Genomic DNA, 13,637 nt, shown 5'->3' with positions numbered 1-13,637 from the left:
CTATTCGTTCTCCAGCAGCCAGCGTTTGAGCAGGGCCGCCAGTTGCACCTGTTCGCCCTCGCTCAGGGGAGCCAGCAGGCGGCGCTCGTTGGCGACATGCCGCGCCACCGCCACATCGATGAGCTCCCGCCCCTCTGCCGTCAGGCAGACCAAGAGGCTTCGCCTGTCGCTCGGAGCGGCCTGACGCTCGATGAGGCCCCGCTCGGCCAGCTTGTCGAGCCGGGCCGTCATGGCCCCCGAGGTGAGCATGGCGGACTGGTAGAGCGCCGTGGGAGTGAGTGGCTCATCGGCCCGGCGCAGGGTCGCCAGAATGTCGAAGTCCGACCCCAGCAGGCCGCACTCCTTCAGCTCGTCATTGATCTCGCGCCCGGCGATGGCCGCCATGCGCGCCACCCGCCCAAACACCCCCATGGGGCTGCAGTCGAGATCCGGCCGCTGCCGGGCCCACTGCCCCAACAGCTGGTCCACGTGATCTGTCTCCATCATGGCTCCATTATCTTTTCATAAAGATACTTGATAATAAACCAACTCGCGGCTAGCTTATCTTTCCTTAAAGATACTTTTTTGTGAGACAACTATGCCGCTGCTGATCGCCCTGCTCGCCCCCCTGCTGTGGGGCAGCACCTATGCCGTCGTCAGTCTCTACCTGACCGACTACTCGCCCTACTGGGTGGCCGTGTGGCGAGCCCTGCCCGCCGGTGTGCTGCTGCTGATGCTGCATCCGCGCTGGCCGCCCCTCAGCTGGAACCGCCAGTTCCTGCTGGCGTTTTGCAACATCACCGCCTTCTTCGCCCTGCTGTTCGTGGCCGCCTTCCGCCTGCCCGGCGCCGTGGCGGGCACCCTGGGTGCCACCCTGCCCCTCATCCTGATGGCGCTGGCCTGGCTGCAGGATGGCAAGCGGCCGACCCTCAAGTGGCTGCTGCTGGGCCTGATGGGGCTTGCCGGTGTGCTCCTGCTGCTCAACCCCTCCGCCAATCTGGATCCCGTCGGCGTGGCCTGCGCCCTGCTCGCCACCGTTCTCATCGGTCAGTCCAGCCGCTGGATGCAACGCTGGCCGGTGAGCGATCTGCTGGCGCTGACCGCCTGGCAACTGCTGCTGGGCGGCCTGATGCTGATCCCGCTCGCCTGGTGGCTGGCGGGCCCCATGCCCCTGCCCCATGCCGCCAGCACCCCGGGGCTGCTCTGGCTGGTGCTGCTCAACACGGCGCTCGCCTACTGGGCCTGGCTCTGGGGGCTCAAGCGCCACGGCCCCGAGGTGATGAGCATGCTGGCCCTCACCAACCCCATGGTGGCGGTCTCAGGCGGCGTGCTGCTGGTGGGCGAAACCCTGGACGGCCGGCAGTGGCTCGGCATCGCGGTGATCCTGCTCTCCCTCTTCCTGATGAAGCTGCCGGCCCGCCCCTTCCTCAAGCGCTGGCAAAACCGCAAGGCCGCCACCGGCGGCGTCGACAACGGCTGATCCGCGGTCAACCCGACATAAAAAAAGAGGAGCCACCAGGGCTCCTCTTTCACATGAGTTGATGCCGGAAGGGTCAGACGCCGGCCTTGGCCAGGGCGGCGGAGACGATCTGCTGGGCTTCCTGCTGGATGAGGTCCAGGTGTGCCTCCCCCTTGAAGCTTTCCATGTAGATCTTGTAGATGGACTCGGTGCCGGAGGGGCGCGCCGCGAACCAGCCATGCTCGGTCACGACCTTGAGACCGCCGATGGCGGCGTCGTTGCCGGGGGCCTTGGTCAGCTTGGCGGTGATGGGGTCACCCGCCAGCATGGAAGCCTCCACCAGCGCCGGATCCAGCTTCGAGAGCACCGCCTTCTGGGCACTGTTGGCCGGGGCGTCGATGCGGCGGTAGCTGGAACGGCCAAACTTGGCCTCCAGGGCGTCGTAATGGGCCTGGGGATCCTTGCCGGTGACGGCCAGGATCTCGGCGGCCAGCAGCGCCAGGATGAAACCATCCTTGTCGGTGGTCCAGACGGTGCCGTCCTTGCGCAGGAAGGAAGCGCCCGCGCTCTCCTCGCCGCCAAAGCCGAACTCGCCGCTGTAGAGACCATCCACGAACCACTTGAAGCCGACCGGCACCTCTTTCAGGGTGCGGCCAATCTCGCCGGCGACCCGGTCGATCATGGAGGAGGAGACCAGCGTCTTGCCGACGGCTGCATCGGCAGACCAGCCGGTGCGGTGGGTGAACAGATACTGGATCGCCACCGCCAGGTAGTGGTTCGGGTTCATCAGGCCCGCTTTGGTGACGATACCGTGACGATCGTAGTCAGGGTCATTGCCAAGGGCGATGTCGAACTTGTCTTTCAGGGCTATCAAGCTCGCCATGGCGAACGGACTGGAACAGTCCATCCGGATCTTGCCATCCTTGTCCAGAGTCATGAAGGAGAAGGTCGGATCCACCTTGTAGTTCACCACCTCGATGTCGAGATCGTAACGCTTGGCGATGACGTCCCAGTAGGCGACGCCGGAGCCACCGAGCGGGTCCACCCCGATCTTGATGCCTGCTTTCTTGATGGCGGCCAGGTCCAGCACGTTCTCCAGATCATCCACATAGGGGGTGACATAGTCGTGTTCGACCACGAACGCGCTCGCCAGGGCCTCGGCGAACGGCATGCGCTTCACGCCAGCCAGGTTCGCTTCCAGAATCGCGTTGGCGCGGTCTTCCACCCACTTGGTGATCTCCCCTTCCGCGGGGCCGCCGTGGGGCGGGTTGTACTTGAAGCCACCGTCTTCCGGCGGGTTGTGGGACGGGGTGATCACCACGCCGTCCGCCAGGGCCGCGGGTTTGCCTGCATTGTGGCGCAGGATGGCGTGAGAGATGACCGGAGTCGGTGTGAAGCCGAGGCCGGCCTGGATGCGGGTCTCGACACCGTTGGCCGCCAGCACTTCCACCGCGCTGGCAAAAGCGGACTCGGACAGAGCATGGGTATCCATGCCCACAAACAGCGGCCCCGTGATACCGGCCTGCTGGCGGTACTCCACCAGCGCCTGGGTCACCGCCAGGATATGGGATTCGGTAAAGGCACTGTGCAGGGCGCTGCCGCGGTGGCCGGAGGTGCCGAAGGCGACCCGCTGCTCGGGGCGGCTCATGTCCGGCTTGTTGAGGTAGTAGGCGCTGACCAGACGGGGGATGTTGGTCAGATCGCAAAGACGAGCCGGCTGACCGGCGTGAGAATGCTGTGCCATGGCGTTTTCCTTGTACTGAGCCTTGCCCGGCAAGGCCTTGAGTCGTTGATGCGTTAAACGGCGCCGCACACCCGAGCCGTCAGTTCCTCGTCATACCCCATGCTGCTCATCAGCTGGGCCACCATGTTCTGCTTGCGACTGGTATTGGTGTTGGTGATCACCCAGAACGGAGTTTGTGGCACCTGCTTGGGCTTGGTGGTGCTGCCACTGGCCCGCAGCGCCTCGGGGTCACGGGAGAAATAGACGCGCTTGCGCCCCTTTATCTCGGTCGCCTGGGTAAAGCCCTCCGGGTTGTCCCGGTAGAGGGTGCTCAATACCAGCATGAAGCGGTTGATGGACTTCTCTTCTTTCTGCAACGCTCCGGAATCCAGCAGGGCCTCCAGTCCCATGGCATCGGCCACGGGCTGCGGCTGGACCGCGGGGGCCGCCGTCACGGTCGCCGTCCGGGTCTGGGCCGGTTGCTCCAGCAGGCGACGCAGGATATCGGACGCACTCTCGCCGATGTGCCGGGTCTGGCTCGCGATAAAGAAGTAGAGATCGTCATCAAGCTCGATGGTTTTCATAAGGATGCGCTGGACTCGTCGAAATTCGGATGCGGCGATTATACATAGGCAGACCCGGCAGCCCAAGGGAGGGGCTGGCAGATGTGCATGAATCTCCCCGAGAATACGGCATAATGACGTGCCAAGTGTGTGATCCCCCGCACTGATAACCGATCTCGGAGGATTTTTTTGAAAAAAAACCACAAAAAATATCCCCGTGCTGGAGTGAAATCCTTTTTTTTCAGTGTGTTAAAAAATATGGCGACATCGCCCACGACCGACAAGGTGTCATTTTGCAACAATATTCACGATTGAACTTCAAGGATCAGGGAGAGGGTCCTGCCGTCGTCCTGATCCACGGCCTGTTCGGCAGCCTGGACAACCTGGGCCTGCTGGCGCGCCCGCTCGGCGAGCAATACAGGGTCATCAGCGTCGATCTGCGCAACCATGGCGCCTCCTTCCACAGCGACGAGATGAGCTACCCAGCCCAGGCGGCAGACGTCCTCGCCCTGCTGGACTTCCTCGGGCTCGAAGAGGTTGCCCTGGTGGGCCACTCCATGGGCGGCAAGGTCGCCATGCAGCTCGCCAAGCAGGCGACGACGCGCGTCGCCAAGCTGGTGGTGGCCGACATCGCCCCCGTGGCCTATCCCCACGCCCGCCACAAGGATGTCTTCGCCGGTCTCAACGCCACGCTCGAGCATGCTCCTCAAAGCCGCAGCGAGGCGGAAGCCATCCTGGCCGAGCACATCGGGATCCCCGGGGTACGCCAGTTCCTGCTCAAGTCCTTCGCCAAAGGGGAGTCAGGCTGGGGTTGGCGCTTCAACGTGCCGGCCCTTGAGCGCAACTACGCCAACATCATGGGCTGGCCCGACGATGAACGCCGCTTCGAAGGCCCGACGCTCTTCATCAAGGGGGGAGAGTCCGACTATATGCTGCCCGAATACACCGGGACCGCGATGGCCCAGTTCCCGGCCGCCAAGGCCCGCATCATCGCCGGCACCGGTCACTGGCTACACGCGGAAAAGCCGGTTTTGTTCAACAAACTGGTTGTGGATTTCCTGTCGACAGGCGGTTAACAGTTTCAAATCCTTTGTGATATAGTGCGCCCGTCATTAGGAGTGCGCGCAATCCATGCTGAGTGAACACATCGATCTCATCGAGAGTCTGGGCCTGAAACTGTTCTTCGTGGCCATCTTCCTGCTGATTGGTCTGGCCATTCACGATGTGCTCAAACGCGGCAACGTGCCCCGGTTTGGCCGCTTCGTCGTCTGGCTGGTGCTGTTTCTGGGTTGCGCGGGTTTTGTCGCCAAGGGGCTGATCGAAATGGGCTGGGAAGGCTCAGGGATCGGCTAACTACTTTTCATCTGTGATGTATGGCCAAACAGCAAACTGATCGAACAACACTGGATCTGTTCGCAACTGAGAAGCGCCCCGGCAGGCCAAAGACCAACCCACTCCCCCGTGAGACCCAGCTCAAGATCAACAAGCGCAACCAGCTCAAGCGCGATCGGGAGAACGGGCTGAAGCGGGTCGAGTTGAAGGTGGAAGCCGAGTTGCTGGAGCGCCTGAACCAACTTGCGCTGCAACAGAACGTCAGCCGAGCCGAGCTGATCCAATCTATCCTGAAGCAACAGATTGAGTCTGCTCACGCAGCAGGCATCGCAATCTGAACCGTTAAGAATCAACACCAGATACGGGTAACTAAACACTATGGCTAGTGTAGGTCTGTTTTTCGGCAGCGATACCGGTAATACCGAAGCTGTCGCCAAGATGATCCAGAAAGAACTGGGCAAGCAACTGATTGAAGTCCGTGACATTGCCAAGAGCAGCAAGGCCGACATCGACAGCTTCGATCTGCTGATGTTCGGTATCCCGACTTGGTACTACGGCGAGGCCCAGGCCGATTGGGACGACTTCTTCCCCGAGCTCGAAGAGATCGACTTCACCAACAAGCTGGTCGCCATCTTCGGGTGCGGCGATCAGGAAGACTATGCCGAGTACTTCCTCGACGCCATGGGTACCCTGCGTGACATCGTCGAAGCCAAGGGCGCCATCATCATCGGTAACTGGCCGACCGCCGGTTACGAGTTCGAAGCCTCCAAGGCCCTGGTGGATGACAAGCACTTCGTGGGTCTGGGTATCGACGAGGATCGCCAGCCGGAGCTGACCGCCGAGCGCGTCAAGGGCTGGTGCAAGCAGCTGCACGAAGAGATGTGCCTGAGCGAGCTGGAGTGATCTCCCTCCCCTTCCATGCAACAAGGGCCCCGTCGGGGCCCTTGTTGTTTCTCTCTCTGCATCGGCGTCACTCTGCGCCTTGCCTGTGCTCCGGCCGGGCCCGCACGTAGAGCGTCCGCTTGACCTGGGCAACCAGCTCGCCCTGGCTGTCCTGCACCGTCACCTCAAACTCGGGGAAGTGCTTGTCGCCCCCCTCGGTCGCGGCAACGATAGCAGCCAGCTTGCCGTCGGTCAGGGTGAACTCCGCCACCAGCTTGCCCTTGCCGGGCTTGATGAAGTTGATGCTGCCCGCCTTGTCCCAGACGTAATAGCGGTTCTTGAAATGGCCCATCAGCATCAGCGGATAGATGGGATCCGTCATGGCAAACATGCTGCCGCCGAACTGGGTCCGGTTGGCATTCTTGTTCCACCAGCGGGACTTGAGCGTCACCCGGCAGAAGCGAAAATCGGGGCTCAGGGTCTCTATCTTGATGCCGGCGCCCCAGAAGGGGGGCCAGGCGTTGAGGGCGCAGCGCACCCAGGCTGCGTTGCCAAAAAGCCAATCCATGGATCTCATCCGACCAGATTATAAAGAGATCACATAGTATCAACATTCTCTGGCGGAGCAAGCGGGCCAGATTAATCTCCCGACGGGGGAAATGTGCTAAACCCATTGAATTGCTGGGTTTATTTTTAACTTGGCTACGACCTATAATGACAGGCCATACGAGTTCGTGGTTGCCATTCCCTCGGCAGTCAATCAGAATAACCACACCTTCGAGAATGCGAATACATAGAATATGGCAGACAACAACCAAGCGTTAAAAAAGGCCGGGCTCAAGATCACCCTGCCCCGCGTCAAGATCCTGGAAATCCTGCAACAGCCGGACTGCCAGCACACCAGTGCGGAAGATCTGTACAAACGGCTGATCGATCAGGGTGAGGAGATTGGTCTCGCTACCGTCTATCGCGTTCTCAACCAGTTTGATGATGCCGGTATCGTCACCCGCCACCACTTCGAAGGGGGCAAGTCGGTGTTCGAGCTGGCCACCCAGGAGCACCACGACCACCTGGTCTGCCTCGACTGCGGCAAGGTGATCGAGTTCTCCGACGAGGTGATCGAGCAGCGCCAGCGCGACATCGCCAAGGCACACAACATCCGCCTGACCAACCACAGCCTCTACCTGTACGGCCACTGCGCCAACGGCGACTGCAAGCACGACGAGTGATCGCACCGGTCAGCACAATATAAAAAAGCCAGCATCACGCTGGCTTTTTTGTGTCCGCAATCCGGATCAGAAGTGGCAGGGTTTCCCCTGCCCTCTCGTCTATCAGGCTTCGGCCTTGCCCCAGACGTCGCGCAGGGCGACGGTGCGGTTGAACACCAGGTGTTCCGGGCTGGAGAGCTTGTTGTCGGCGCAGAAGTAGCCTTCACGCTCGAACTGGTAGGCAGACTCCGGCTTGGCGTCCTTGAGGGAGGCTTCCACGCGGGCACCGGCGATGATCACCAGGGACTCGGGGTTGAGGGATGCCTCGAAGTCCTCTTCGGCGCCCGGGTTCGGCACCTTGAACAGGCGATCGTAGAGGCGCACTTCGGCCGGCAGGGAGTGAGTGGCGCTGACCCAGTGGATCACCCCTTTCACCTTGCGACCGTCCGCCGGATCCTTGCCCAGGGTATCGGCGTCATAAGAGCAGTAGATGCAGGTGACCTTGCCATCGGCATCCTTCTCGATCCGTTCGGCCTTGATGACATAGGCGTTGCGCAGGCGCACTTCCTTGCCCAGTACCAGACGCTTGAACTGCTTGTTGGCTTCCTCTTTGAAGTCCGCCTCGTCGATGAAGATCTCGCGGGTGAAGGGAAGCTCGCGGCTGCCCATCTCCGGCTTGTTCGGATGCGCCGGCGCGGTCAGCACTTCGTCGGCCGCCAGGTTCTCGATCACCACCTTCACCGGGTGCAGCACGGCCATGGCGCGCGGCGCGTTCTCGTTGAGATCGTCGCGGATACAGGCTTCCAGCATGCTCATCTCGACGATGTTGTCCTGCTTGGTCACGCCGATGCGCTTGCAGAACTCGCGGATGGAGGCCGGGGTATAGCCGCGGCGGCGCAGCCCGGAGACGGTCAGCATGCGCGGATCGTCCCAACCGCTGACGTGCCCCTCGGTCACCAGCAGGTTCAGCTTGCGCTTGGACATGACGGTGTATTCGAGGTTCAGACGGGAGAACTCGTACTGACGGGGGTGGCACTCGATGGAGATATTGTCCAGAACCCAGTCATAGAGACGGCGGTTGTCCTGGAATTCCAGGGTGCACAGGGAGTGGGTGATCCCCTCCAGGGCGTCCGAGATGCAGTGGGTAAAGTCGTACATCGGGTAGATGCACCACTCGTCACCGGTCTGGTGGTGGTGAGCAAACTTGATGCGATAGATGACGGGGTCGCGCATCACCATGAAGGGAGAGGCCATGTCGATCTTGGCGCGCAGGCAGGCGCTGCCCTCGGCCATCTCGCCGCTCTTCATCTTGGCGAACAGGGCCAGGTTCTCTTCCACGCTGCGATCGCGGAACGGGCTGTTCTTGCCCGGGGCGGTCAGGGTGCCGCGGTATTCGCGCATCTGCTCCGGGGTCAGCTCGTCCACATAGGCCAGCCCCTTCTCGATGAGCTCGATGGCGTAACCGTGCAGCTTGTGGAAATAGTCGGAGGAGTAGCAGATCTCGCCGCTCCACTGGAAGCCGAGCCACTGGACGTCCTGCTTGATGGACTCCACGAACTCGATGTCCTCCTTCGCCGGGTTGGTGTCGTCGAAGCGCAGGTTGCACTGGCCCTGATAGTCACGGGCGATGCCGAAGTTCAGGCAGATGGATTTGGCGTGGCCGATATGGAGATAACCGTTCGGCTCCGGCGGAAAACGGGTATGCACGCGGGTGTGCTTACCGCTGGCCAGATCTTCATCAATGATCTGACGAATAAAGTTAGTTGGGCTGTTCGCCTGACTCATGGCTCACCTCAAAAAAGCGTCACTGGCGGAAGTTGTGCCGGCTGGCACCCTCAACCCCCCGCCGTCAAGCCGGGTATGATCCCTCATTACGCGCCCTGCCTCAACCTGAATTTGGCCGATCCGGGGCATTGGCGCACCAAAAACGGCGAAGCGGGCAAACGGGCAGGGATCCGGGTCAAAAAAAGCCCCGCACGAGGCGGGGCAATAAGTGATGAAAAACAGACAAAACACACACACAACAAAGGCTCACATGCACAGTCAACCTTTCCCAAGCCCGATGCTTATCGCCCTTGGGAAAGGCGGGTCTTGCGACCCGCCCTGTGTCAATGACCCGAGATCATCAGTTCAGCTCGGTGACGCGGCTGGTGCGCTTGCCATCGAAGCTGACAGTGCGCAGGTAGACCTTGCCGTTGACGCTCGGCTTGGCCGCGGCGTCGTAGGCGCTCCAGCTCTTGCCATCCAGGCTGTACTGGATGGGCAGGCCCGGCAGATCCACGTTCGCTTCAAGCACGCCGTTCACCACCTTGGCACCCGGTACGGAGAGGCGGTACTCGACACCGGCCTGGTCGAGTTTCGGCAGCACGCGCTGGCCCAGCACGTTGGCAAACTGGTTCCACTCCTTGTTGAGGGTGGCCTTGTTGACGTGCTTGGTCTCACCGGAGAACTCGCGTCCCTTCACGTAGTCGAGCTCGAAGCCCCCCTTGTGCCAGGCGCGCTCGGCCACGGAGAAGATGCGCGGGTAGACCATGTACTCGTACTGGGCGTCAGTGCGCACGGTTTCGCTCCACTGCTGACCGGAGATCCCCTTGAACTTGACCGGATCCTGGTCACCCTTGGCCACGAAGGCGTTGCCGTCGCGGTCCACCGAGGTCTCGGCGTTCTGCGGCAGGTTTTCCGGGGCGAAGGCGAACACCTTGCGGGTGTCGTTGAAGCGGGTGGCCCAGTAGTAGCCGCGCTCGGCCGGGTGTACCTCGTTCGGGAAGTCGAAGTAGAGGTAATCCGGGTTGGAGAGCACCACGTCATAGCCCTTGTGCGCCCACTTCATCGCCTCGTTGAAACCACCCCAGTAGAGGGTTTCCCAGAAGTTGACCCGGGTCTTGTCGGTGGCGAACACGCTGGCATCCGTGGCGTACTTCAGGCCGTCTTCCCACGCCTGCAGGGTGGAGAAGCCGTGGCCCTTGACCATCTCGCTCACTTCCTTGGCGAAGTGGACAGGCAGCTCGGCCACGTCCTTGATCTTGCCCTCATCGATCATCTTCTGGCACATGGGGGACTTGCCAAACGGCTTGTCCTGCTTGCTGGAGTCGACGTTGCCCTTCCAGGCCACCAGATCGGCTTTCTTGGTGACGGCCGGATCCTGATAGCCACCGCCCTGCATGATGTTCTTCGCCTCGTCACCACCGTAGTGCCAGGCGGTCAGTGGCTGGCCGGCGGCCTGGTGCATCTGGGCCACCTCGTCCATCACCTTGGCCACGAAGGTGGCGGCGCCCGGCTGGCAGGGGTTGATGAAGGACATCTTGTCGTAGAACTGCACCGAGGTGACGTTGGAGGTATCGGCCGGGTCGGTCAGGCGGAACTGGTTGGCTTCGGTCTCTTTACCTTCAGCCATCAGGCGCTTGTAACGCGCTTCCATGGAGACCACGGCGGCACGGGCGTGGGCCGGCATGTTGATCTCGGGGATCACGGTCACGCCGCGGGCCTTGGCATAGCGCACCAGGTCGATGTAGTCCGCCTTGCTGTAGAAGCCGGTGCCCATGTTGTCGCTGGTGGGGCCTGAGCCGAGCTGCGGCAGCAGGCACTGGGTCTCGGACAGATCATGGCAGCGTTTGCTGCCGACGTCGGTCAGCTCCGGCAGGCCCGGGATCTCGATGCGCCAGCCTTCATCGTTGGTCAATCCCAGGTGCAGCACGTTGAGCTTCATGGCGGACATCTGGTCCACCAGCTTCTTCATGGTTTCCGGGCTTCTGAAGTGACGGGCCACGTCGGTCTGCATGCCGCGGTATTCGAAGCGCGGGGCATCCTCGACACTCATCTGGCTCACCAGCTTGTCGTCAACCCCCAGGAGGGAGATCAGGGACTGGGCCCCCCAGAAGGCGCCGTCAACGTCGTGACCCTGAATGACGGTCCCCTTCTGACCTATGGTCATGTCGTAGCCTTCGGCCTGCTTGAGCTTGCTGCCGAGCTTGATGGTGACCGGGTAGCCGGTGTCGGAGAGGGTAACACCCAGCTTGGTCAGTTGCGCCTTCAGGGCCTCGGCGCGATCGCTCGGCAGATCCAGGGCATTGAGCTTGATGGTGGAGAAGTCGACCTGGGGGCCGGCTTTCACCACCTGCTTCATCGGGCTCGGCAGGATCTGGTCGTCAATCTTGCCAGCCGGCAGCAGGGTGCTGGTCTGGTTCGCGGCGAAGCGGGTCTCGCTGTTCATCAGGATGTTGTTGTCATCCTTGGTGCGCTTCCAGCCGTCGGCCGGCATCGGCTTCTCGTAGGTGGTGGCGTCGTCGATGTTGCTCATGCTGGCCAGCACTTTCGGCTCGGCCCCTTCGCTGGCGACATACCAGTTCGGCATGATGTCAGATTCAAAGAGTACCCAGTATTCCACCACCAGGGGCACCTCGACCGTGGCGTCCTTGGCAAAGCCCTGGAACTTCTCGGTCGGCGTCAAACGATAGAGGTCGCCGGTCAGGTGCGTGATGGTGAACTGGTCGTTGTCCACCCGCTGGATGCGGCGGATGGAGGAAACATAGATGCTCCAGTCCTTGGAGGTGACGTCGGCACCGGTATTGGTCAGGTGCAGCTTGGCCACACCGCAGCTCGCCCACTCGGAGCCCAGCGCCTGGCAGTCGAGACCGGCGCCGGCACCGTCATTGGTGACGACTTCGTACTTGACGACGAGGTTGCTGGCGAGGGAATCGACCACGGCTTGCTTGGCGGCATCGGCTGCCTGTACCTGGGCGGCACAAACGGTAGACATGGCAATGGCTAACAGAGAATGTTTGAAGTTCATAACTGCTGCTCTCGTTTGAAGTAAAGGTTGGATTTTCTTGGCTTTTTTTATATGGGGCCCCGAGGCGGGGCCCTTAGTTATGTCAACAATGGACTTAGACTTGAGGTGAGCTCACGCTCGATTAACGCAGGGCTTTCATCTCACCGGCGATGATCTCGGCCAAGGGGCCCAGAATCACCTGCAGGTTCTGCTCACCGAGCTTGACCACACCGGCCGCGCCCAGGGCTTTGAGCTTGCGCTCGTCAACGATGCTGCGATCTTTCAGGGTCAGACGCAGACGGGTGATGCAGGCGTCGATGGTCACCAGGTTTTCCTGGCCGCCCAGCACTTCCAGGTATTGCTTGGCCAGCTCGGTACGGTCGGTGGTCTGAGCCTGTACCGGCACCGCTTCGTCGTCTTCACGACCCGGGGTTTTCAGGTTGAACTTGGCGATCACGGCGCGGAAGACCACGTAGTAGAGGCCGAAGAACACCAGGCCCTGTACCAGCAGCATGTACCACTGGGTGGCCAGCGGGTTGCGGCTGGAGAGCACCATATCCACCAGACCTGCGCTGAAGCCGAAGCCGGCGATCCAGTGCATGCTGGAGGCGATGAACACGGACAGACCGGTCAGCAGGGCGTGGATGACGTACAGCACCGGCGCCACGAACATGAAGGAGAACTCAAGCGGCTCGGTCACCCCGGTGAAGAAGGCGGCAAAGGCGGCGGCGATCATGATGGACGCAACCTTCTCTTTGTTCTCTTTCTTCGCGGCGTGGTAGATGGCCAGCGCGGCACCCGGCAGACCGAACATCATGATGGGGAAGAAGCCGGCCTGGTACATGCCGGTCACGCCCACGACCGCTTTACCGGCGTCGATGGAGGTTTGGCCACCCAGGAAGTTCGGGATGTCGTTGATGCCGGCCACGTCGAACCAGAACACGGAGTTCAGGGCGTGGTGCAGACCGACCGGGATCAGCAGACGGTTGAAGAAGGCGTAGATGCCGGCACCGGTGGAGCCCATGCTGACGATGGATTCACCGAAGCTCACCAGGCCACCGTAGATGACCGGCCAGACGGCCATCAGGATGAAGGAGACCACGATCATCACCACGGAGGTCACGATCGGCACCAGACGACGGCCGGAGAAGAAGGCCAGTGCCTTGTGCAGCTCCACGCTGCTGAAGCGGTTGTACAGCTCGGCGGCGATGACACCGCACAGGATGCCGACGAACTGGTTGCTGATCTTGGCAAAGGCTGCCGGTACCTGGTCGGCCGGGATGCCCTTGATCTGGGCAACGGCGCCCGGGCTCAGCAGGGTGGTGACAACCAGGAAGCCGACCAGACCGGCCAGCGCGGCGGAGCCGTCTTTATCCTTGGACATGCCATACGCCACGCCCACGGCGAACAGAATGGGCATGCTGTCGATGATGGCGGCGCCCGCCTTGATCAGAAACGCAGCCAGAGGGCTTCCGCCACCCCAGCCGTTCGGGTCAATCCAGTAGCCAATCCCCATCAGGATCGCGGCGGCAGGCAATACCGCTACCGGCACCATCAGGGCGCGGCCGATCTTTTGCAAATAACCGAGAATGTTCACGGTTCCTCTCCTTAGTTGATGATTTTCTAGAAATTAAGTGCTTATCACGTTCGACGCATAAGCCATCAAGGCTTGACTGGCAGTCTAGGGCTTTTATTTCGCTGCGCAAATTAATAAACCCGCATT

General features: G+C 61.5%; 13 protein-coding genes. 6 read left to right on the top strand and 7 right to left on the bottom strand.

Features of this window, described 5'->3' with window-relative positions; translation table 11 throughout:
- The gene (locus J9885_RS04725) at positions 1-483 is read right to left on the bottom strand and encodes a MarR family transcriptional regulator (RefSeq protein ID WP_043761831.1); all 483 of its coding nucleotides are present in this window, start codon (positions 481-483) and stop codon (positions 1-3) included.
- Positions 484-577: 94 nt separating this feature from the next.
- Here J9885_RS04725 and J9885_RS04720 point away from each other — a divergent pair, with 94 nt between their 5' ends.
- Positions 578-1,459, top strand: coding sequence for an EamA family transporter (locus J9885_RS04720; RefSeq protein ID WP_210548243.1), 882 nt, complete (start codon positions 578-580; stop codon positions 1,457-1,459).
- Positions 1,460-1,532: 73 nt separating this feature from the next.
- On the opposite strand, the gene pgm is transcribed toward J9885_RS04720, so the two are convergent.
- Positions 1,533-3,182, bottom strand: coding sequence for a phosphoglucomutase (alpha-D-glucose-1,6-bisphosphate-dependent) (gene pgm / locus J9885_RS04715; protein ID WP_210548242.1), 1,650 nt, complete (start codon positions 3,180-3,182; stop codon positions 1,533-1,535).
- A 53-nt stretch (positions 3,183-3,235) separates the two neighbouring features.
- The gene (seqA, locus tag J9885_RS04710) at positions 3,236-3,745 is read right to left on the bottom strand and encodes a replication initiation negative regulator SeqA (protein WP_043761834.1); all 510 of its coding nucleotides are present in this window, start codon (positions 3,743-3,745) and stop codon (positions 3,236-3,238) included.
- Positions 3,746-4,035: 290 nt separating this feature from the next.
- Here seqA and J9885_RS04705 point away from each other — a divergent pair, with 290 nt between their 5' ends.
- The 4 genes from J9885_RS04705 to fldA are packed head-to-tail and all read left to right on the top strand — an operon-like array spanning position 4,036 to position 5,959.
- Entirely contained in the window at positions 4,036-4,800 is a 765-nt protein-coding gene (locus J9885_RS04705; protein WP_210548901.1) for an alpha/beta fold hydrolase, read from the top strand.
- Positions 4,801-4,855: 55 nt separating this feature from the next.
- Positions 4,856-5,077: a DUF2788 domain-containing protein gene (locus J9885_RS04700; RefSeq protein WP_043761836.1), complete on the top strand. Its 222-nt coding sequence runs from the start codon at positions 4,856-4,858 to the stop codon at positions 5,075-5,077.
- Between the two features lie 20 nt (positions 5,078-5,097).
- Positions 5,098-5,394 (top strand): LexA regulated protein, encoded by a 297-nt coding sequence (gene ybfE / locus J9885_RS04695; protein ID WP_005325670.1) that lies wholly within the window; start codon positions 5,098-5,100, stop codon positions 5,392-5,394.
- Between the two features lie 40 nt (positions 5,395-5,434).
- Complete coding sequence (gene fldA, locus J9885_RS04690) at positions 5,435-5,959, top strand: flavodoxin FldA (protein WP_134695517.1); 525 nt, start codon at positions 5,435-5,437, stop codon at positions 5,957-5,959.
- A 67-nt stretch (positions 5,960-6,026) separates the two neighbouring features.
- Here the strand turns inward: fldA and J9885_RS04685 are convergent, their stop codons facing one another.
- Complete coding sequence (locus J9885_RS04685) at positions 6,027-6,506, bottom strand: DUF4442 domain-containing protein (protein WP_167576649.1); 480 nt, start codon at positions 6,504-6,506, stop codon at positions 6,027-6,029.
- 232 nt (positions 6,507-6,738) lie between these two features.
- On the opposite strand from J9885_RS04685, the gene fur reads away from it, so the two are divergent.
- Positions 6,739-7,167, top strand: coding sequence for a ferric iron uptake transcriptional regulator (fur, locus tag J9885_RS04680; protein ID WP_042077333.1), 429 nt, complete (start codon positions 6,739-6,741; stop codon positions 7,165-7,167).
- Between the two features lie 102 nt (positions 7,168-7,269).
- On the opposite strand, the gene glnS is transcribed toward fur, so the two are convergent.
- The 3 genes from glnS to nagE all read right to left on the bottom strand — a co-directional run bounded on the left by glnS (position 7,270) and on the right by nagE (position 13,511).
- Positions 7,270-8,931 (bottom strand): glutamine--tRNA ligase, encoded by a 1,662-nt coding sequence (gene glnS / locus J9885_RS04675; protein WP_043761839.1) that lies wholly within the window; start codon positions 8,929-8,931, stop codon positions 7,270-7,272.
- A 340-nt stretch (positions 8,932-9,271) separates the two neighbouring features.
- Positions 9,272-11,935: a beta-N-acetylhexosaminidase gene (locus J9885_RS04670; protein WP_210548241.1), complete on the bottom strand. Its 2,664-nt coding sequence runs from the start codon at positions 11,933-11,935 to the stop codon at positions 9,272-9,274.
- 121 nt (positions 11,936-12,056) lie between these two features.
- Positions 12,057-13,511, bottom strand: coding sequence for an N-acetylglucosamine-specific PTS transporter subunit IIBC (gene nagE, locus J9885_RS04665; RefSeq protein WP_043761842.1), 1,455 nt, complete (start codon positions 13,509-13,511; stop codon positions 12,057-12,059).
- Positions 13,512-13,637 lie beyond the last annotated feature (126 nt).

It is taken from the genome of Aeromonas sp. SrichE-2G, from assembly GCF_017939565.1.
GTDB classification, from domain to species: Bacteria; Pseudomonadota; Gammaproteobacteria; order Enterobacterales; family Aeromonadaceae; genus Aeromonas; species Aeromonas taiwanensis.
This window is presented reverse-complemented; position numbering and strand designations above follow the sequence as displayed.